The sequence below is a fragment of the Ramlibacter sp. genome, from assembly GCF_050250995.1.
In the GTDB taxonomy this organism is placed as follows: Bacteria; Pseudomonadota; Gammaproteobacteria; order Burkholderiales; family Burkholderiaceae_C; genus Ramlibacter.
Map to the genome: position 1 here is coordinate 16,914 of NZ_JBFWNP010000030.1, position 18,172 is coordinate 35,085.

The 18,172-nt window shown below is 67.7% G+C and carries 16 protein-coding genes; 9 read left to right on the forward strand and 7 right to left on the reverse strand.

Annotated elements, in window-relative coordinates; all coding sequences use genetic code 11:
* Positions 1 to 83 precede the first annotated feature (83 nt).
* Entirely contained in the window at positions 84 to 956 is an 873-nt protein-coding gene (rarD, locus tag AB7E83_RS18135; protein WP_428571937.1) for an EamA family transporter RarD, read from the forward strand.
* A gap of 23 nt (positions 957 to 979) precedes the next feature.
* Entirely contained in the window at positions 980 to 1,588 is a 609-nt protein-coding gene (locus tag AB7E83_RS18140) for a DNA-3-methyladenine glycosylase I (protein ID WP_428571939.1), read from the forward strand.
* 10 nt (positions 1,589 to 1,598) lie between these two features.
* Here the strand turns inward: AB7E83_RS18140 and AB7E83_RS18145 are convergent, their stop codons facing one another.
* Positions 1,599 to 2,654: a response regulator transcription factor gene (locus AB7E83_RS18145; protein ID WP_428571941.1), complete on the reverse strand. Its 1,056-nt coding sequence runs from the start codon at positions 2,652 to 2,654 to the stop codon at positions 1,599 to 1,601.
* Between the two features lie 17 nt (positions 2,655 to 2,671).
* Positions 2,672 to 4,558 (reverse strand): molecular chaperone HtpG, encoded by a 1,887-nt coding sequence (gene htpG, locus AB7E83_RS18150; protein WP_428571943.1) that lies wholly within the window; start codon positions 4,556 to 4,558, stop codon positions 2,672 to 2,674.
* Between the two features lie 202 nt (positions 4,559 to 4,760).
* Here htpG and AB7E83_RS18155 point away from each other — a divergent pair, with 202 nt between their 5' ends.
* Positions 4,761 to 4,970: a hypothetical protein gene (locus tag AB7E83_RS18155; RefSeq protein WP_428571945.1), complete on the forward strand. Its 210-nt coding sequence runs from the start codon at positions 4,761 to 4,763 to the stop codon at positions 4,968 to 4,970.
* 22 nt (positions 4,971 to 4,992) lie between these two features.
* On the opposite strand, the gene AB7E83_RS18160 is transcribed toward AB7E83_RS18155, so the two are convergent.
* A complete protein-coding gene (locus tag AB7E83_RS18160; RefSeq protein WP_428571947.1) occupies positions 4,993 to 5,637 on the reverse strand; it encodes a response regulator in 645 nt (214 codons plus the stop codon).
* Between the two features lie 4 nt (positions 5,638 to 5,641).
* Positions 5,642 to 8,641: an ATP-binding protein gene (locus tag AB7E83_RS18165; RefSeq protein ID WP_428571949.1), complete on the reverse strand. Its 3,000-nt coding sequence runs from the start codon at positions 8,639 to 8,641 to the stop codon at positions 5,642 to 5,644.
* 179 nt (positions 8,642 to 8,820) lie between these two features.
* On the opposite strand from AB7E83_RS18165, the gene AB7E83_RS18170 reads away from it, so the two are divergent.
* Positions 8,821 to 9,345, forward strand: a complete 525-nt coding sequence (locus AB7E83_RS18170) for a hypothetical protein (protein ID WP_428571951.1) — start codon at positions 8,821 to 8,823, stop codon at positions 9,343 to 9,345.
* Between the two features lie 43 nt (positions 9,346 to 9,388).
* On the opposite strand, the gene AB7E83_RS18175 is transcribed toward AB7E83_RS18170, so the two are convergent.
* Genes AB7E83_RS18175 through AB7E83_RS18185 form a run of 3 tightly spaced genes read right to left on the reverse strand, consistent with a single transcriptional unit; the run spans position 9,389 to position 11,918 of the window.
* Positions 9,389 to 10,408 (reverse strand): ABC transporter substrate-binding protein, encoded by a 1,020-nt coding sequence (locus tag AB7E83_RS18175; RefSeq protein ID WP_428571952.1) that lies wholly within the window; start codon positions 10,406 to 10,408, stop codon positions 9,389 to 9,391.
* Between the two features lie 2 nt (positions 10,409 to 10,410).
* The gene (locus AB7E83_RS18180) at positions 10,411 to 11,169 is read right to left on the reverse strand and encodes a pseudouridine synthase (protein ID WP_428571954.1); all 759 of its coding nucleotides are present in this window, start codon (positions 11,167 to 11,169) and stop codon (positions 10,411 to 10,413) included.
* On the reverse strand, positions 11,166 to 11,918 hold the full coding sequence (locus tag AB7E83_RS18185) for a Crp/Fnr family transcriptional regulator (RefSeq protein ID WP_428571955.1): 753 nt from the start codon (positions 11,916 to 11,918) through the stop codon (positions 11,166 to 11,168). Before AB7E83_RS18185 ends, AB7E83_RS18180 begins: the two co-directional genes overlap by 4 nt.
* An 87-nt stretch (positions 11,919 to 12,005) precedes the next feature.
* On the opposite strand from AB7E83_RS18185, the gene AB7E83_RS18190 reads away from it, so the two are divergent.
* From AB7E83_RS18190 to AB7E83_RS18210, 5 genes are read left to right on the forward strand one after another with little or no spacing between them, the layout of a single operon-like run.
* Positions 12,006 to 13,940 carry an AMP-dependent synthetase/ligase gene (locus tag AB7E83_RS18190; protein ID WP_428571957.1) on the forward strand — a complete coding sequence of 645 codons (1,935 nt, stop codon included), beginning with the start codon at positions 12,006 to 12,008 and terminating at the stop codon, positions 13,938 to 13,940.
* 5 nt (positions 13,941 to 13,945) lie between these two features.
* Positions 13,946 to 14,782 carry an ABC transporter ATP-binding protein gene (locus tag AB7E83_RS18195; protein ID WP_428571984.1) on the forward strand — a complete coding sequence of 279 codons (837 nt, stop codon included), beginning with the start codon at positions 13,946 to 13,948 and terminating at the stop codon, positions 14,780 to 14,782.
* A 1-nt stretch (position 14,783) separates the two neighbouring features.
* Complete coding sequence (locus AB7E83_RS18200) at positions 14,784 to 15,713, forward strand: branched-chain amino acid ABC transporter permease (protein WP_428571959.1); 930 nt, start codon at positions 14,784 to 14,786, stop codon at positions 15,711 to 15,713.
* 16 nt (positions 15,714 to 15,729) lie between these two features.
* A complete protein-coding gene (locus AB7E83_RS18205; protein ID WP_428571960.1) occupies positions 15,730 to 16,806 on the forward strand; it encodes a branched-chain amino acid ABC transporter permease in 1,077 nt (358 codons plus the stop codon).
* A gap of 43 nt (positions 16,807 to 16,849) precedes the next feature.
* A complete protein-coding gene (locus AB7E83_RS18210) occupies positions 16,850 to 18,172 on the forward strand; it encodes an ABC transporter substrate-binding protein (protein ID WP_428571961.1) in 1,323 nt (440 codons plus the stop codon).

The window sequence follows — 18,172 nt, forward strand, 5'->3', positions numbered from 1 at the left end:
CAAGCGGCCATACGCAACGCGCCCACGCCCACAGCAGGCCTGCGCCCCCGCAATAGCCCACCCCGCCAGCGACAATCCCCACCATGTCCTCCGGCATGCTCCAAGCAGCCCTCGCGTACGCGATGTGGGGCCTCTTCCCGCTCTACTTCCATCTCGTGTCGGCCGCCGGCCCGCTGGAGATCGTGCTTCATCGCGCCTTGTGGTCGCTGGTCTTCGTGCTGGCGGTGCTCGCGGTGCTGCGTCGATGGACGTGGCTGCGGGACGTCGTGCGCCACCCCCGGACGCTCGCGACCTTTGCCACCAGCGCACTGCTGCTGTCGACCAACTGGCTGGTGTACGTCTGGGCGGTGAACAACGAGCGTGTGGTCGAGGCGAGCCTGGGCTACTTCATCACGCCGCTGATCAACGTGCTGCTCGGCTATTTCGTGCTGAAGGAGCGGCCGCGTCGGGGGCAGTGGTACGCGCTCGCGATCGCAGCGGCCGGCGTCCTGTGGCTGACCCACGTTGCCGGCTCGCTGCCATGGGTGGGGCTGATCCTCGCGGGGACGTTCGGCATCTACGGGCTGATACGCAAGACCGCTCCCCTGGGCGCGCTCGAGGGTCTGGCGCTCGAGACCTTGCTTCTCGCTCCGCTGGCGGCCGGCTTGCTCGCCTGGCGGACCGCGCACGCTGGCAGTGTCGTGTGGGGCGATCCGGCGCTGCTCGGGCTGCTGGCCCTGGCAGGACCGCTGACCGCGCTGCCGCTGCTGCTGTTTGCGGCCGGGGCGCGCCGCATCCCGATGGCCACCCTCGGCCTGCTGCAATACATCGGCCCGACGATCCAGTTCGCGCTCGGGGTGTGGCTGTTCCACGAACCGTTCGCCGGTGCGCGTCTGGCCGGCTTTGTTCTCATCTGGCTGGCGCTGGTGATCTACACCGCGGAAGGCTGGGTGTCGCTGCGACGTCGGGATTCCTGATCGCGACGCGGCATCATTGCGGGATGACATCCACGGTCCCGGGTCCTGACGGACTACCTCGTTGCAGCTGGTGCGCCGGCGCCCCACCCGACTACGTCGCCTACCACGACCGCGAATGGGGGTTCCCCGTGGCGGACGACCATCGCCTGTTCGAGAAAGTCAGCCTCGAGGGATTCCAGTCGGGCTTGAGCTGGCGCACGATCCTCGACAAGCGGGAAAACTTCCGCGCGGCTTTCAAGGGATTCGATTTCCGCAAAGTCGCGCGCTTCGGCGAGAAAGACGTCGCGCGCCTGCTTGCCGATGCGGGCATCGTGCGCCACCGCGGCAAGATCGAAGCCGTGATCAACAACGCGAAGCGCGCGTGCGAGTTGGTCCAGGAGACGGACACGCTGGCGGCGTACTTCTGGCGCTTCGAGCCCGCTGCGCACGAGGTCGACGCACATCGCTCGGTCCCGGTCTCGCGAGCTTCGCGCGACCTGTCCAAGGACCTGAAAAGGCGCGGGTGGAAATTCGTCGGCCCGACCACCATGCACGCCTTGATCCAGGCCATGGGGCTGGTGAATGACCATGCCGAGGGGTGCGTGACCCGGGCAAAGGTGGAGCAGGCGCGCAAGAGATTCAAGCGCCCATAGTTATCAGCGCCTACGCCTCCAGCGGCAGCAGCTCCGACACCGGCGCGCCATTGAGCAGCAACGCGCGCCCGATCCGGGCCGACGGATCGGCGGACCGCGACAGCGCGTCCTGGTAGACGCCCACCTGCCAGCCCATCTGGCGAGCGAACTCGCGCAACGCGAGTGCATGCGCGACGGTGGCGCCGGGCAGGATCGTGCAGCTCGCGTCGCCGCTTCGCTTGCTCAGCACGGCAATCGTCACTTCGCCGCAGGCGAGCGCAACGACCAGGGGCGAATCCGAAGCGTCGGCGCCGCGCGTGGTCTGCGCCGCGCGGCGCAGGGCCATCGCGGCCTCGATCGCGTCCGAGATGCCCGATTCCATGGTGCCGTACTGGTGCGCATCGAACACCGCCACCACTTCCGCCCCGTACGGCAGCACGGCGATCGCGCCCATCTTGTAGAGCGAGTCGCGCGCGGCCCGGAACATCTCCACGAGCATGCCCGATCCCACGCTATCCTCGCCGAGCGCGCCGAACAGGTTGGTCAGGAGCACCGTCGCATTCGACAGCACCAGCAGGCCGTGCCGGTCGACCGCGTTCAGCCAGGGCACGGCGCCCGCGGAGAGGACCTCCAGCGAGGCGGGCATGGTCTTGTCCGGCTCGCGCAGCGCGGCGGCGAATGCCTGCTGGTGCTGCTGGCGGCCCGTGTCGGCGCGCACCGCATGACGGCGCAGCAGCGCCGCGACGGCATCGACGAGCTCCTGCGCGCTGTACGGCTTGCTCAGGTAGTCGTCGGCGCCGCTGGTCATGCCCACGCGCATCTGCACGCGATCGGACAAGGTGCTCAGCAGCAGCAAGGGCGTGTGCGCGATGGCGGGGTCCGCGCGCAGCGCCGTGGCGAGCTGGAAGCCGTTGAGCCCCGGCATGACCACGGCACTGACCACGACGTCGGGCCGCTCGGTGTGGATCAGCGCGAAGCCCCGGTCGCTTTCGCTCGCGACGAGCGTCTCGTGGCCCGCGCCCTGCAGCGCGCGCGCCGTCAGCAACTGCTGCACGGTGTCGTGGTCGATGACGAGAATCCTGGCCATGCGCAACCAGGCTCTGCTTACGTCAGCAGCGCGTTGACACGCTTCACATACGCCGCCGGGTCTTCCGGCATGCCGCCTTCGGCGAGCAGCGCCTGGTCGAACAGGATGTGCGCGAGGTCGTGGAAGTTCGGCGAGCCTTCGAGCTTCTTCACGAGCGCGTGCTCGGCGTTCACTTCGAGCACGGGCTTCACGTCCGGCGCCTTCTGGCCCGCCTGCTTCAGCATGCGCGCGAGCTGCATGCTCATGCCGTCGTCCTTCGCCACCAGGCACGCCGGCGAATCGACGAGGCGCGTCGTGACGCGCACGTCCTCCGCCTTGTCCTTCAGCGCTTCCTTCAGCTTCGCGAGCAGCGGCTTGAACGACTCCGCGGCTTCCTCCGCGGCCTTCTTCTCGGCCTCGTCCTGCAGCTTGCCCAGGTCGACCTGGCCGCGCGCGACGGATTGCAGGGGCGTGCCGTCGAACTCGTTGAGGTAGTTCAGCGCCCACTCGTCCACGCGGTCGGTCATGAGCAGCACTTCGATGCCCTTCTTGCGGAAGACCTCGAGCTGCGGACTGTTCTTCGCGGCCGCGGCCGTGTCGGCGGTGATGTAGTAGATGGCCTCCTGGCCTTCCTTCATCCGCGCCTTGTAGTCGGCGAGCGATACGGTCGCGGCGTCCGTGGTGGTGGACGCGAAGCGCAGCAGCTTCGCGATGCGCTCCTTGTTGCCGAAGTCCTCGCCCAGGCCTTCCTTCAGCACCGCGCCGAACTCCGACCAGAACTTGCCGTAGTCCTCGCCGCCCTCGGCCTTCGCCAGGTCCTCCAGCATCGACAGCACGCGGCGCGTGTTGCCCTCGCGGATGGCCCGCACGTCGCGGCTTTCCTGCAGCAGCTCGCGGCTCACGTTCAGCGGCAGGTCGGCGGAGTCGACCACGCCCTTCACGAAGCGCAGGTACAGCGGCAGCAGCGACTCGGCCTCGTCCATGATGAAGACGCGCTTCACGTAAAGCTTCACGCCATGCGGCTTGTCGCGGTTCCACAGGTCGAACGGCGCCTTCGCCGGCACGTACAGCAGCTGCGTGTACTCCGTGCTGCCCTCCACGCGGTTGTGGCTCCAGGCCAGCGGGTCTTCGTGGTCGTGCGAGATCTGCTTGTAGAACGCCTTGTACTGTTCGTCCGTCACGTCCTTCTTCGGCCGCGTCCAAAGCGCGCTCGCCTGGTTGACGGTCTCCCATTCGTCGGTGAGCACCATTTCGCCGGGCTGGTCGTTCTCGCCTTCCTTCCACTCTTCCTTGCGCATGAGGATGGGCAGCGAGATGTGGTCGGAGTATTTGGAGACGATGGACTTGAGCTTCCACACCGACAGGTATTCGGTGCTGTCCTCGCGCAGGTGCAGCGTGACGCTCGTGCCGCGCTCGGGGCGCGTGATGGTCTCGACCTCGAAGTCGCCGGTGCCCGCGCTCGTCCAGCGCACGCCCTCTTCGGGCTTCTGGCCGGCGCGGCGCGACTCCACCGTGATGCGGTCCGCGACGATGAAGCCGGAGTAGAAGCCCACGCCGAACTGGCCGATCAGCTGGGCGTCGGACTTCTGGTCGCCCGAGAGCTTGCCCATGAACTCCTTGGTGCCGCTCTTGGCGATGGTGCCCAGGTTGTCCACGGCCTCCTGCTGCGACATGCCGATGCCGTTGTCCGCGATGGTCAGCGTGCGCTGCGCCTTGTCGAAGGAGATGCGCACCTCGAGGTTCGGCGCGTCCTCGTAGAGCGTGCCGTCGTTGAGCGCCTCGAAGCGCAGCTTGTCGCACGCGTCGGACGCGTTGGAGATCAGCTCGCGAAGGAAGATCTCCTTGTTGGAGTAGAGCGAGTGCGTGACGAGGTGCAGGAGTTGCGCGACCTCGGCCTGGAACGACAGGGTTTGTTTCTGGCTCATTTTTTTTGTCGTGGCGTGATGAAGAAAAAGGGATGCGGCGGAGATTTGCGGGCCACCCCGCGATTTTCAAGCCGGCGCGGTCGAGTTGCGGCAGCGTGACAAATATGACGTGGACGGGTCGATTTCCCCGATTGTGCGCCGAGCCCTGTTGGACAAGGAATGACAAGTGGTTACAGTACAGGCCGTGAACCCGAATCCTTCCGTGACCATCAAGCGCGTGCGGCGGCCCGCAGCGGCGGCGTCGCTCACGTTGACGCTGCATCAGCTGGCTGTCGCGCAAGTGATCGCCGCGGACGCCCTGCCCACGGAGTTCGGGCGGATCGCGGTGCGGGCGGAAGTCGAAGCGGAGCCCATCCGTACGCCGATGCCGGGCGCGGGCTTCACGCCACTGCTGCTGACGCTGACGTTCTAGGGACCCGGCCAGACCGCCGGGGTCAGGGCGCAATGAGCTGGTGCTTCAGGGCGTAGCGCGTCAGAGTGGCGATGTCATTCATCCGCAGCCGCTCCATGATGCGAGCCCGATGCGCGTCGACCGTCTTGGTGCTGAGGTTCAGCGCGTAGGCAATCTCCTTGGCCGACTCCCCGCTGGCAAGCCGCTTGACGATCTCGATCTGCCGCTCCGTGAGAACGTCCGTGGGCGAGGGCTCGGTCTTGGACAGCAGCAGCGCCGCGACGCCGGGACTCCAGTACGTCCCCCGTTCCAGGATGCTCTGGATCGCGTTGCCGAACTCCTGCGACGACGCGTCCTTCATCACGTAGCCGGCGGCACCCGCGGCCGCCGCACGCTTGACCATGTCGGCCGTGTTGTGCGCCGACACGACCACGGCGCGCACACCCGGGCAGCTATTGGACAGTTCGCGGATGGCGCCGATTCCGTCGAGCCTGGGCATTTCCAGGTCGGTGAAAACGATGTCGGGCTCCAGGGCCTGCGCCACCCGGACCAGCTCGTCGCCGCTGCCCGCCTCCGCGACGACTTCGACGGACGGCAGCTGTTCGAGCAACGCCCGGAAGCCCGCCCGGGTGAGCATGTGGTCGTCGGCGAGGATGACGCGGACTTTCTGCGCCTGGATCTTCTGCATGGATTCACTCCTGGAGCGACCACTCGCGCTGGCCGCGAACGGCCTGCGCAAGCGCATCGAAAGAACTCTGGACGGCGAGCATCGCCCGCTTCGCGCCGGCGTCGTCGGCTCCGCGCAGGCACGCCTCGAGTTGTCCGGCGGCGGACTGCAGGTCGGATGCGCCGAGCATCGACGCGGCGCCTCGCAGCGAGTGGGCCAGGGCGCGCGCCGCTTCGCGTTCGCAGCGCGCGACACAGTCCGCCAGGCGAACGAGTTCCGGCGCCTGCGTGTCGACAAGCAGGTCGAGCATCTGGAGGTAGCGCGCGGGCTGGCCGCTGAAGTCGCGCACGCGCTCGGGATCCATGAGAGGCGAACTGGCGAGCGCTTCCAGGGTCTGGTCGCTGCCCTGCGGCACGGCGGCGGGCTCAGGCGGCGGCTCGGCGCGCGGGGTGGCCGGCAGCCACTTCAGCAGCATGCCGTACAGCTGTGAAGGACGCATCGGCTTCGGCAGGAAATCGTTCATGCCGGCTTCGGAACAGCGCTTGCGGTCCTCGGCCATCACGTTGGCCGTCAACGCGATGATCGGGCAGTCGCCGCCCGCGGGCAGCGCGCGGATACGCTGCGTCGTCTCGACCCCGTCCATGCCCGGCATCTGCATGTCCATGAGGATGATGTCGTACGCGTTCGACGCCGCCAGCTCCACGGCCCGCGCGCCGTCGCTGGCGTGGTCGACGCGCAGGCCCGCGGCGCCGAGGAAATCGAGCACCACCTGGGCGCTGACCGTGTTGTCTTCGGTCAGCAGGACGCGCCGGCCTTCGTAGCGCTCCCGTATCGAAAGCGCCGTGGCCCCCTGGTCCGCGTTCGCCGCATGCGCGGGCTCGTCCGACCGGGGCAGCCGCACGGTCATCGAGAACGTGCTGCCGAGTCCTTCCGTGCTCGCTACATCGACCGAGCCACCCATCATCTCCGCGAAGTGTTTGGTGATCGCGAGGCCCAACCCCGTCCCCCCGAATTTTCGCGAAGTCGAGTTGTCGAGCTGCTCGAAAGGCGCGAACAGACTGGACAGCCGGTCCGCCGGAATGCCGATGCCGGTGTCCTCGACCTCGAAGCGGATGAGCGCGTCCTTTTCGTTCTCCTCGAGGACACGGCAGCGCAGCGCCACCTTGCCGCGCGACGTGAACTTGATCGCGTTGCCCACGTAGTTGAGGATGGCCTGGCGCAGGCGCGTCGGATCGCCGCGCAGCACGAGCGTCGAATCGCGCCCGCCGGTGCTCAGTTCGAGCCCCTTCGCGAGCGCCTGGGGTCGAACCATCGAATCCACATCCGCGAGCAAGGCGCCGAGGGCGAAGGGGATTTCCTCCAGCGTCAGCTTGCCGGCCTCGACCTTGGAGAGATCCAGGATGTCGTTCACGAGCTCCACGAGGTGCTCGCCCGAGCGCTCGATCTGCTGCAGCCGCGCCGCCTGGGCCGGCGTCATGCCGTCCTTCCGGAGGAGGTGGGTGAGGCCGATGATCGCATGGAGCGGCGTGCGGATCTCGTGGCTCATGTTGGCGAGGAAGTCGCTCTTGGCCCGGTTGGCCGCATCGGCGGCATCGCGCGCGGCCACCAGTTCCACCGTTCGCGTCACCACGAGCTGTTCCAGGGCTTCGCGCTGCATCTGCCTGTCGATGTGGGTGGACATCAGCTGCGCCAGGGACTCGAGCACCGCGCGCTCTTCCTTCAGGAACGGGCCTTCGTCGCCGGGTGGCCGCTCCTGCGTGTAAGCAACCTCGATCGTTCCGCGGCCGCCTGCCGTCGTGAAGTCCTGGCACTGACGCCACGGCGAATCGCGCCACCCCGGCGTCTCCGCGACGAACGCCTCGTAGCGGACCCGCGCCTCGCAACACTCCGGAAACTGCCAGGCGGGCGGGATCATGGGGGCCAGCAGAGCCGGCAGGTCGCCGATCTCGACGCTGCTCTCCTGCAGTTGCTTCGCGAACCGATGCAGCAGCTCCAGCTCCTTCACGCGCTCGCCCAACTGGCGCATGACCCGCTTCCGCTCTGTGACATCGAAGTTCAGCCCGACAATCCGCATCGGCGCTCCCGGCTCGCCTTCGACCAGCCGGGCCGCGCGCTCTATATAGCGGACCTCGCCATCGGGGAGGACGGTGCGGAAATCGCTCAGGATATGGCGCACCTCACCCCGCTCGAGCTGCATCATCCTGGCGGCCACCTCGTCCCGGTCGGCGGGATGGATCGTCTCATACCATGCTTCCCGCAGAAGGCCCTCGCCCGCCGGCGGCGGGACGAGACCATGGCGCCTGTACTGCGTCATGTCGGCATGGATAAACCGGCTGCCGACGTCGCGGAACCAGACCCCGATCTGCCCGACTTCGAGCGCCAGGTCGAGACTCGCCTGGACGAGGCGGCGCTCGCGCAGTTCCTCGTTGGCTCGTTGCAGCACGCGCCGCAGCGACGCGGAGATCATCTCCTGCAGCAACAGCGTCAGCCCCAAGGGCACGGCCAGGAAGGCGAACATCGCCAGCGGCGAAAAGTCGAACTGGGGCGGCGGCAGCCAGCCGCGCGTCCCGGCCAGCGCCAGAAAGGCGCCGATGCCCACGCACGCGCCCCCGGTGACCTGCGCGCCCCGCTTGCCGAGCAACAGGCCCGCCATCATCACGAACACGACCACGAACGGGACCAACGGAGCGTGGAGCCCGCCGAGGCGCCACGCGCGCAGCGACACATGCAGCACGAGCCCGAGCACAAGCAGCCAGCTGCCGGCCGCCGTCCATCCGCACCGGTTCAGCGTGTGGACCGAGACGACCAGGACGGCGAGGACCAGGGTGCTTTGAAGGCGGGCCTGCAGGGTCTCGGGCTGGAGCGCCACCAGGATGACGATCCCGGCGAGCCAGATGAGCAGCGTGCCCCAGGAAAGCTTCCAGAGGGTCAGCGCACGTTCCGTGCCCTCCGGCGAGTCCAGCTCGGGCGGCATGAACCATTGCGCCAGGGAATTCCGCTCCCTGCGATGCGCTTCATTCTTCACGGGCACCTCCGACCTCACTTTAGTCTACACCGCGGACCCCGACGCGCCGACGCGGCCGACGCGGCCGACGGCGACACTGACTGAAGCTCGCTGCATCCAATTCCCTAAGGCGGCCGCACATCGCTCGGCTCTACTGTGTCCATCGCCGGCAATGTCCGGCTTGCCCCAAGGAGACCGGAATGGCGCAAGCGCATCACGTGACCGATTGGTCAGACTCGGCCGCCCGTGCCCTGGAGGTGGTCACGCGTGAATTCGTGGTGGTCACCGCGGAGTCCGCGGACCTCCGGTCGTTCCAGCCGCTGTGCGCGTTCCTGCGCCGGGTCCGCAAGGGATTCGGCGTGACCGCGGCCTTCATCTGCGAAGCCAGCGACGGTGAGACGTTCGTGCGCAGTCGCGATGCCGTCAACCTCTCGGGCGCCGACGAGCTGCGGTCGATGTACGGGATGCGCTTGCTGACCACGGGCGCGGCACAAGGCCGTGCGCATTCCTGCGTCGCCATTCCCGTCATCACCCGCGACGGCCTCGAAGTCGGCACCCTGTGCGGCCGCCTCGCCGACGCAGGCTCGCCGCTCGACCCGGGCGCCCTGGACTCCCTCGCACAGCTGATCGCCAACTGGTTCGACGACGCCGAACTCTCGATCAGTGGGTTCACCCCGCTGTCCGCCGGGTCGGGGATGTCCAGCGCCATGGCGGCGGCATGGTGAATCGACGCAAGGCCCCGACGGCTGTCGGGGCCGGCGCCGGACATCAGCGCGGCAGCGATTCCACCTCGCGCGTCCACCGGTCCACCAGGCGACGCCGCTCGCTCGCGCGGCCGAACTTCTCGAAGTCGTACTTGATCAGCCGCACCTCGTCCATGGCCGGGATGCGCAGATCGGGCTTGAAGGTCTTGTTGGCCGGCACCTGCAGGCTGTTGGCGCGCGCGCCGATCTGCTGGCCCTCCCGGCTCATCAGCCAGTCGTAATAGCGCCGCGCGGCGTCGCGGTTGCGCGAGCCCTTGATGAGCGCGATGCCGCCGATCTCGTAGCTCGTGCCTTCGCACGGCGCGGCGGAATGCACCGGGAATTTGTTGGTGAGCCGCTCGTTCTCGAAGCCGAAGATGAAGCTCAGGCCGACACCCACCTCGCCTTTGGCCACGCTGCGCGCCTGGGCGGTGCCGCTGCGGGTGTACTGGGTGACGTTGCGGTGCAGCTTCTTCATGTAGTCGAAGGCGGCGTCCTCGCCCATCATCTGCACGAGCCCGGCGAGGATCGTGTAGCCGGTGCCGCTCGAGCCGGGGTGCGAAGTCTCGATCTCGCCCTTGTAGCGCGGATCGAGCAGGTCCTTCCAGCACTTGGGCGCGGGGACCTTCTTCTTCCTCAGCACCTCGTCGTTCCAGCCGAAGCCGATGGCGCTCGTGTAGAAGCCGCCCACGTGGTTCTGCGTCATCGCGTACTGCCGAACGGCCCAGCCGTGCAGCGTGTCGAGGTAGTCGGGCCGGTAGGGGTCGAGAATGCCGGCCTCGGCGGCTTGGTAGAACGGGTCGCCGGTGCCGCCCCACCACAGGTCGGTCTTGGGGTTGGACGCTTCCGCGCGCAACTGCGCGAGCGCCTCGCCCGTCGGCTTGCGCGTCTGCAGCACGCGCACGCCGGTGGCGCGGGTGAATTCCTGGGCGGCAAGTTCGCACCACGACTGATCGGTGCTGCAGATCGCATTCACCACGCCTTGCGCGTGGGATGCGCAGGCAAGGACCGCCGTAAAAGCCGCAAGGACGAGTTGCTTGATCATGATCAGAATTTCTCGAAGGGGGAGAGATAGCGCCATTGGCCCACCGGCAACTGCCCGAGCGTGACGCGGCCGATGCGCACGCGCTTGAGGCCGACCACGCGCAGCCCGACCAGCTCGCACATGCGGCGGATCTGCCGCTTGCGGCCTTCCCGGAGCACGAAGCGCAACTGCTCGGGGTTCTGCCAGTCGACCCGCGCCGGCTTGAGCATCCGGTCGTCCAGCGACAGGCCGTGCCGCAGCCGCGCGAGCTGCGCGGGCGGGAAGGCCCGCTGCACGTCGGTCGTCGCCGCGCCGTACTCCACGCGCACGAGGTATTCCTTCTCGACCTCGCTGTCTTCGCCGATCAGCTGGCGCGCCACGCGGCCGTCCTGCGTCAGCACGAGCAGCCCGGTGGAATCGATGTCGAGCCGCCCCGCCGGCGCGAGCCCCTTGAAGTTCGCGGGGGAGAAGCGGGTCTTCGACGGATCGCCCGTCCAGTGCGTGGCCGCACCCACCAGCGTGACGGCGGGCTTGTAGCCGTCTTCCGCCTGTCCGCTCACGTAGCCCACGGGCTTGTGCAGCAGGATCGTCACCTGCTGCTGTTGCCGGCCCTGCGCGCGCTTGTCGACGTCGATGCGCGCCTCGGCCGTCACCTGCTGCCCCATGAGCGCCACGGCGCCGTCGACCTTCACCCAGCCGTTGGCGATCCACTCGTCGGCCTCGCGGCGCGAGCACAGGCCGAGTTCGGCCATGCGTTTGTTCAGACGCGAGGTCTGCGTCATGCCGCTGCCTTCGCGGAAGTCGCCGCACCGGCCGCATCGGCGGACACGAACGCGTTCGAGCGCAGCGCCGTCAGGTCGAGCACGCGCAGCCCGCCGTATTCGACGCGGATGCAGCCCTGCGCCTGCATCACCGACAGCGCCTCGTTCACACGCTGTCGCGACAGGCCGACGAGGTACGCGAGCTCCTGCTGCGTGATGCGCAGGACTTCACCCACGCCCGGATACAGCACGGGGTTGAAGAGCGACGCCAGGCTGCGTGCGACGCGCTGGTCGGGGTTGGTCATGCGGTCGATTTCGCGCGCCGCGATGAACTGCGCGAGCCGCTCGTTGAGCTGGTTCATCACGAAACGGTTGAAGCCGATGGAGTGGTCCAGCAGCCAGTGGAAGCTGTCGATGGGCAGGCCCGCGACGACGCTGCGGCGCAGCGCCTGGATGTTGTAGCGATAGGCCTCGCGCTTGAGCGCCGTGCCTTCGCCGAACCAGCCGCCCGGGGGCACGCCGGTGAATGTCATCGTCTGTCCTTCTTCGTTGCCGCTCGACATCTTGAGGAGGCCCTCGATCACGCCGAACCAGTAGGTGACGGGGCGGCCGACGCGGCACACGTAGTCGCCCGTGTCGGCATCGGCCACCTTGATGTGCGGGGCGACGAGATCGTATTCGCTGCGCTGCAGCACGCGCAGCCACGGAATGCCGGCGAGCTCGACGCCGGTCGGGTCGCGCCGGCGCTGGTGCAGGGTCAGTTCGGCCATGTCCCCTCGTTGCCCCTACTAGGAGTTTCCCTTGAATTGTCGGCGCAAAGACAACTCAACGTCAAAGCAGTTCCTACATTGCGGTGGATGGACACGACGTTCCCCCGGCTTCTCCTCCAGCACGCTTCGCAGCGCTCCAGCGCGCCCGCGATGCGCGAGAAGGAGTACGGCATCTGGCAGACCCTCGCCTGGGGCGAGTTGCGCTCGCTGGTGGAACGCATCGCCTGCGGGCTGCACCTGGCGGGCCTCGGTCGCGGCGAGCACATGGTCGTGATCGGCGCGAACCGCCCGCGCCTCTACGCGACGATGCTCGCGGCGCAGGCGCTCGGCGCGATTCCCATTCCGCTGTACCAGGACGCGGTCGCCGCCGAATGCGTGCTGCCCATCGTGAACGCCGACGTGCGCTTCGCGTTCGCGGAAGACCAGGAGCAGGTCGACAAGCTGCTGGAGATCCGGCCGCAGTGCCCGCAGCTCTCGGCGATCTACTTCGACGACGCGCGCGGCTTGCGCAACTACGACGAAACCGGCCTGCACGCCCTCGACGCCTTGATCGAGCGGGGCGCCGACTTCGCGAAGGCGAATCCCGCGTGGTTCGAGGCCGAGGTCGGCAAGGCCCGGCCCGACGACGTGGCCGCGATGTTCTACACCTCGGGCACCACGGGCCAGGCGAAGGGCGTGGTGCATACGCACCGCAGCCTGCTCGACCGCGCGAAGGCGGGCGCCGACTTCGACGCGCTCACCGGCGACGAGGAAGTGCTCGCCTATCTGCCGCCCGCATGGATCGGGCAGAACATCTTCAGCTACGCGCAATGGCTCGCGTGCGGCTACGTGGTCAACTGCCCCGAGTCGGCGGCCACCGTGACGATCGACCTCAAGGAGATCGGACCCACCTACTATTTCGCGCCGCCGCGCGTGTTCGAGGGCCTGCTCACGAACGTGATGATCCGCATGGAAGACGCGAGCGCGCCCAAGCGCAAGCTGTTCCACGCCTTCATGGAGGTGGCGCGCCGCGTGGGCCCGGCCCTGCGGGACGGCAAACCGACGGGCATGCTCGACCGCATCAAATATGCGCTGGGCGACTGGCTCGTGTACGGGCCGCTGCGCAACAACCTCGGGCTGTCGCGCGTGCGCGTGGCGTACACCGCGGGCGAGGCGATCGGGCCCGACCTCTTCACGTTCTACCGCGCCATCGGCGTGAACCTGAAGCAGTTGTACGGCTCGACCGAGACGGCGGTGTTCGTCTGCATGCAGCCCGACCACCAGGTGCGGCCCGACACGGTGGGCGTGCCGTGCAACGGCGTCGAGATCCGGGTGGCCGGCAACGGCGAGGTGCTGGTGCGCTCGGCGGGCCTGCTGAAGGAGTACTACAAGAACCCGGAAGCCACCGCCGAGGTGAAGACCGCCGACGGCTGGTACCACACGGGCGATGCGGGCTTCCTGGACGCGCAGGGCCACCTGAAGATCATCGACCGCGCGAAGGACGTGGGACAGCTCGCCGACGGTTCGCTCTTCGCGCCGAAGTACATCGAGAACAAGCTGAAGTTCTTCCCGCACATCAAGGAGGCGGTGGCGGTGGGCGACCGGCGCGAGAAGGTGTGCGTGATGCTCAACATCGATTTCGAAGCGGTGGGCAACTGGGCCGAGAAGCGCAACCTGCCCTATGCCGGCTACACCGACCTCGCGCAGAAGCCCGAGGTGTATCAACTGATCCGGGAGTGCGTGGAGAAGGTCAACGCCGACCTCGCGGCCGACGAGAAGCTCGCCGGCAGCCAGATCCATCGCTTCCTGATCCTGCACAAGGAGCTCGACGCCGACGACGGCGAGCTGACGCGGACCAACAAGGTGAGGCGCGGCTTCATCGCGGACAAGTACGGCGTGCTGGTCGATGCACTCTATGCGGGCCGCACCGAGCAGTTCATCGAGACGGTGGTGAAGTTCGAGGACGGACGCAGCGGCCGGGTGAGCGCGACGCTGAAGATCGACGACGCCCGGACCTTCGCGCCGATGAAGGCGGCGGCATGAAGACCATGAGCGAACACGGCGGCACCCTTCACGCGGCCGAGGACGACCGGTCGGCCGCAGGGGGCAGGAAGACGGGCGACGTGATCCTGGACGTCAGGAACATCTCGCTCGCGTTCGGCGGCGTGAAGGCGCTGACCGACATCGCGTTCGACGTCCGCGAGCACGAGATCCGCGCGATCATCGGCCCCAACGGCGCGGGCAAGAGCTCCATGCTCAACTGCATCAACGGCGTCTACCAGCCGCAGCAGGGCACGATCAGTTTCCGCGGCCGCACGTTCAAGCACATGAACCCGCGGCAGGTGGCCGAGATGGGCATCGCGCGCACGTTCCAGAACCTCGCGCTGTTCAAGGGCATGAGCGTGCTCGACAACATCATGACGGGGCGCAACCTGCGCATCAGGAGCAACATCCTGCTCCAGGCGCTGCGCATCGGCCCGGCGGAGCGCGAGGAGATCCGGCATCGCGAATACGTCGAGCGGATCATCGACTTCCTCGAGATCCAGGCGTTCCGCAAGACGCCGGTGGGGCAATTGCCCTACGGCCTGCAAAAGCGCGTGGACCTCGGCCGCGCGCTCGCGATGGAGCCGCAGGTGCTGCTGCTCGACGAGCCCATGGCCGGCATGAACCTGGAAGAAAAGCAGGACATGTGCCGCTTCGTGCTCGACGTCAACGACGAGTTCGGCACGACCGTCGTGCTGATCGAGCACGACATGGGCGTGGTGATGGACATCTCCGACCGCGTGGTGGTGCTGGACTACGGCCGCAAGATCGGCGACGGCACGCCGGCGCAGGTGCGCAACAACCCGGATGTGATCTCCGCCTACCTCGGGACCTCGCACTGACATGGGACCCTTCCTCGAAACCCTCCTCGGCGGCCTGATGACGGGCATGCTGTATTCGCTCGTCGCGCTCGGCTTCGTGCTGATCTTCAAGGCGTCCGGCGTCTTCAACTTCGCGCAGGGCGCGATGGTGCTGTTCGCGGCGTTGGCGATGTCGCGCTTCTCCGCATGGCTGCCGAAATGGCTGGGTTTCGAAAGCCTCGTGCTTGCGAACATCCTGGCCTTCCTCATCGCCGGCGTGCTGATGTTCGCGGTCGCGTGGCTCGTCGAGCGGCTCGTGCTGCGGCACCTGGTGAATCAGGACGGCGCGACACTGCTGATGGCGACCCTGGGCATCACGTATTTCCTGGACGGGCTCGGACAAGGTCTCTTCGGCTCCGACGTCTACAAGATCGACGTCGGCATGCCCAAGGAACCGTGGATCGCCATGACCTCGACCTTCGACGGCGGCATCCTCATCAGCAGGGAGGATCTCGTGGCCGCCGCGGTGGCGGCCGGGCTCGTCGCGCTGCTGGCCCTTTTCTTCCAGAAGACCGGCACCGGCCGCGCGCTGCGCGCGGTGGCCGACGACCACCAGGCCGCGCAGTCGATCGGCATTCCGCTCGACCGCATCTGGATCATCGTGTGGTGCGTGGCCGGCATCGTCGCGCTCGTCGCGGGCGTGATCTGGGGATCGAAGCTCGGCGTGCAGTTCTCGCTGTCGACCGTCGCCCTGCGCGCGCTGCCCGTGGTGATCCTGGGCGGCCTCACGTCGGTGCCCGGCGCGATCATCGGGGGGCTGATCATCGGCGTGGGCGAGAAGCTGTCGGAGGTCTACATCGGCCCGATGGTCGGCGGCGGCATCGAGATCTGGTTCGCCTACATGCTGGCGCTCGTCGTGCTCCTGTTCAGGCCCCAGGGCCTGTTCGGCGAGAAGATCATCGATCGCGTGTGATCGGGGACGCACAAAAATGATCTATCGCGAAAACGGCCAGTTCAAGACGAGCTACCGCGCCGACCAGCAGATCTTCCCCGTGCTGCAGGACCGCTGGGCGGTCGCCGCGATCCTCGCGGTCGCGTTCATCGCCGTGCCGGCGCTCGCCAGCGACTACATGCTGCGGGCCGTGCTCATCCCCTTCCTCATCCTCTCGCTCGCGGCGCTCGGCGTGAACATCCTCGTGGGCTACTGCGGCCAGATCTCGCTGGGCTCGGGCGCCTTCATGGCCGTCGGCGCCTACGCGGCCTACAACGCGTTCGTGCGCCTGGACGGCATGCCGGTCGTCGTCGCCATCCTGGTGGGCGGCTTCTTCGCGATGCTCGTCGGCATGGCGTTCGGCATTCCCAGCCTGCGCGTGCGCGGCCTCTACCTGGCCGTGGCGACGCTCGCCGCGCAGTTCTTCTGCGACTGGGCGTTCCTACGCATCAAGTGGTTCACCAACAACTCGTCGTCCGGCTCGGTCGCCGTCTCCGACATCCACATCATGGGCTGGCTGGTCGACTCCCCCGCCGACAAGTACCTGTTCTGCCTCGGCTTCCTCGCGGTCTTCGCGCTGCTCGCCAAGAACCTCGTGCGCAGCGCGATCGGCCGCGAATGGATGGCCATCCGCGACATGGACGTCGCCGCCGCGGTGATTGGCATCCGGCCGATGTACGCGAAGCTGAGCGCGTTCGCGGTGAGCTCGTTCATCGTCGGCGTGGCCGGCGCGCTGTGGGCGTTCATCTACCTCGGCTCGTGGGAGCCGCTGGCCTTCTCGGTCGACCGCTCGTTCCAGCTGCTGTTCATGGTGATCATCGGCGGCCTCGGCTCGATCATGGGCAGCTTCTTCGGCGCCGCCTTCATCGTCGTGCTGCCGATCTTCCTGAATCAGGCGTTGCCGGCCGCGGCCGCCCTGTTCGGCGTGACGATCTCGACCGCGGGCGTCGCGCACACGGAATACATGGTCTTCGGCGCGCTCATCGTCTGGTTCCTGATCGTCGAGCCGCACGGCCTTGCCCGACTCTGGTCCATCGGCAAGCAGAAGCTGCGGATATGGCCTTTCCCCCACTGACGGCATTTCCCGTCCTTCCCGCTTTTTCCTAAGGAGACATGGCATGAAACTGCGACACATCGCCCTCGCCGCCTGCGCGGCCGCCGCACTGGCATCCGGCATGGCGCAAGCCCAGCAGAAAGTGCAGTTCTTCCCGAGCCTCACGGGGCGCACGGGTCCGGTGGCGCCGAACGCGACGCCGTTCGCCAACGGCTACGCCGACTACATGAAGCTGGTCAACCTGCGGGGCGGCATCAACGGCGTGATGACCCTGGTGGAGGAATGCGAGACCGCCTACGACACCGCACGCGGCGTCGAATGCTACGAGCGCCTCAAGGGCAAGCACGGCGGCGCGACCGTGTTCCAGCCGCTGTCCACCGGCATCACCTTCGCGCTGACCGAGAAGGTGCCCGCCGACAAGATCCCGCTCATCACCTCCGGCTACGGCCGCAGCGACAGCGCGGACGGCACCATCTTCAAGTGGAACTTCCCGCTGCTCGGCCACTACTGGGTCGCGGGCGACACCGTGCTCCAGCACATCGCGAAGCAGCAGGGCGGCTGGGACAAGCTCAAGGGCAAGAAGATCGCCGTCGTGTTCCACGACAGCCCGTTCGGCAAGGAGCTGCTGCCGATCGTCCAGGAACGCGCCGCGATGCACGGCTTCGAGCTGCAGCTGCTGCCGGTGCCGGCGCCCGGCGTGGAGCAGAAGTCGATCTGGCTGCAGGTGCGCCAGCAGCGGCCCGACTTCGTGGTGATGCAGACCTGGGGCGTCATGACGCCCACCGCGATCAAGGAGGCGATCGCCGTCGGCTATCCGCGCGAGAAGATGTTCGGCACCTGGTGGTCCGGCGCGGAGCCGGACCTGCGCGACATCGGCGCGAGCGCGAAGGGCTACAACGCGGTGATGATGCAGCACGGCGCCGAGCCGCAGTCGGCCGTGGTCAAGGAAATCCTCGAGAAGGTCCATGCCAAGGGCCAGGGCACCGGCCCGAAGGAAGAGGTCGGGTCCGTCCTCTACATGCGCGGGGTGGTCGGCGCGATGCTGGCGGTCGAAGGCGTCCGCGCGGCGCAGGAACGCTACGGCAAGGGCAAGCCGATGACGGGCGAGCAGGCGCGCTGGGGCTACGAGAACCTGAACCTCACCCAGGCCAAGCTCGACGCCGCGGGCTTCAAGGGCGTGCTGCGCCCGATCTCCACGAGCTGCAACGACCACATGGGCGCGACCGTCGCGCGCGTGCATACCTGGGACGGCGCGAAGTTCACCTGGGCGTCCGACTGGCTGCAGGCCGACGAATCGCTGATCAAGCCGCTCGTCAGGACCTCCGCCGAGAAGTACGCGGGCGAGAAGAAGCTGACGCGCCGCGCACCCTCGGACTGCCAGTCCTGA

Coding starts and splice junctions, on each gene's coding strand:
- rarD (WP_428571937.1), top strand. CDS start 84: ATGTCCTCCGGCATGCTCCAAGCAGCCCTCGCGTACGCGATGTGGGGC.
- AB7E83_RS18140 (WP_428571939.1), top strand. CDS start 980: ATGACATCCACGGTCCCGGGTCCTGACGGACTACCTCGTTGCAGCTGG.
- AB7E83_RS18145 (WP_428571941.1), bottom strand. CDS start 2,654: ATGGCCAGGATTCTCGTCATCGACCACGACACCGTGCAGCAGTTGCTG.
- htpG (WP_428571943.1), bottom strand. CDS start 4,558: ATGAGCCAGAAACAAACCCTGTCGTTCCAGGCCGAGGTCGCGCAACTC.
- AB7E83_RS18160 (WP_428571947.1), bottom strand. CDS start 5,637: ATGCAGAAGATCCAGGCGCAGAAAGTCCGCGTCATCCTCGCCGACGAC.
- AB7E83_RS18170 (WP_428571951.1), top strand. CDS start 8,821: ATGGCGCAAGCGCATCACGTGACCGATTGGTCAGACTCGGCCGCCCGT.
- AB7E83_RS18175 (WP_428571952.1), bottom strand. CDS start 10,408: ATGATCAAGCAACTCGTCCTTGCGGCTTTTACGGCGGTCCTTGCCTGC.
- AB7E83_RS18180 (WP_428571954.1), bottom strand. CDS start 11,169: ATGACGCAGACCTCGCGTCTGAACAAACGCATGGCCGAACTCGGCCTG.
- AB7E83_RS18185 (WP_428571955.1), bottom strand. CDS start 11,918: ATGGCCGAACTGACCCTGCACCAGCGCCGGCGCGACCCGACCGGCGTC.
- AB7E83_RS18190 (WP_428571957.1), top strand. CDS start 12,006: ATGGACACGACGTTCCCCCGGCTTCTCCTCCAGCACGCTTCGCAGCGC.
- AB7E83_RS18195 (WP_428571984.1), top strand. CDS start 13,946: ATGAGCGAACACGGCGGCACCCTTCACGCGGCCGAGGACGACCGGTCG.
- AB7E83_RS18200 (WP_428571959.1), top strand. CDS start 14,784: ATGGGACCCTTCCTCGAAACCCTCCTCGGCGGCCTGATGACGGGCATG.
- AB7E83_RS18205 (WP_428571960.1), top strand. CDS start 15,730: ATGATCTATCGCGAAAACGGCCAGTTCAAGACGAGCTACCGCGCCGAC.
- AB7E83_RS18210 (WP_428571961.1), top strand. CDS start 16,850: ATGAAACTGCGACACATCGCCCTCGCCGCCTGCGCGGCCGCCGCACTG.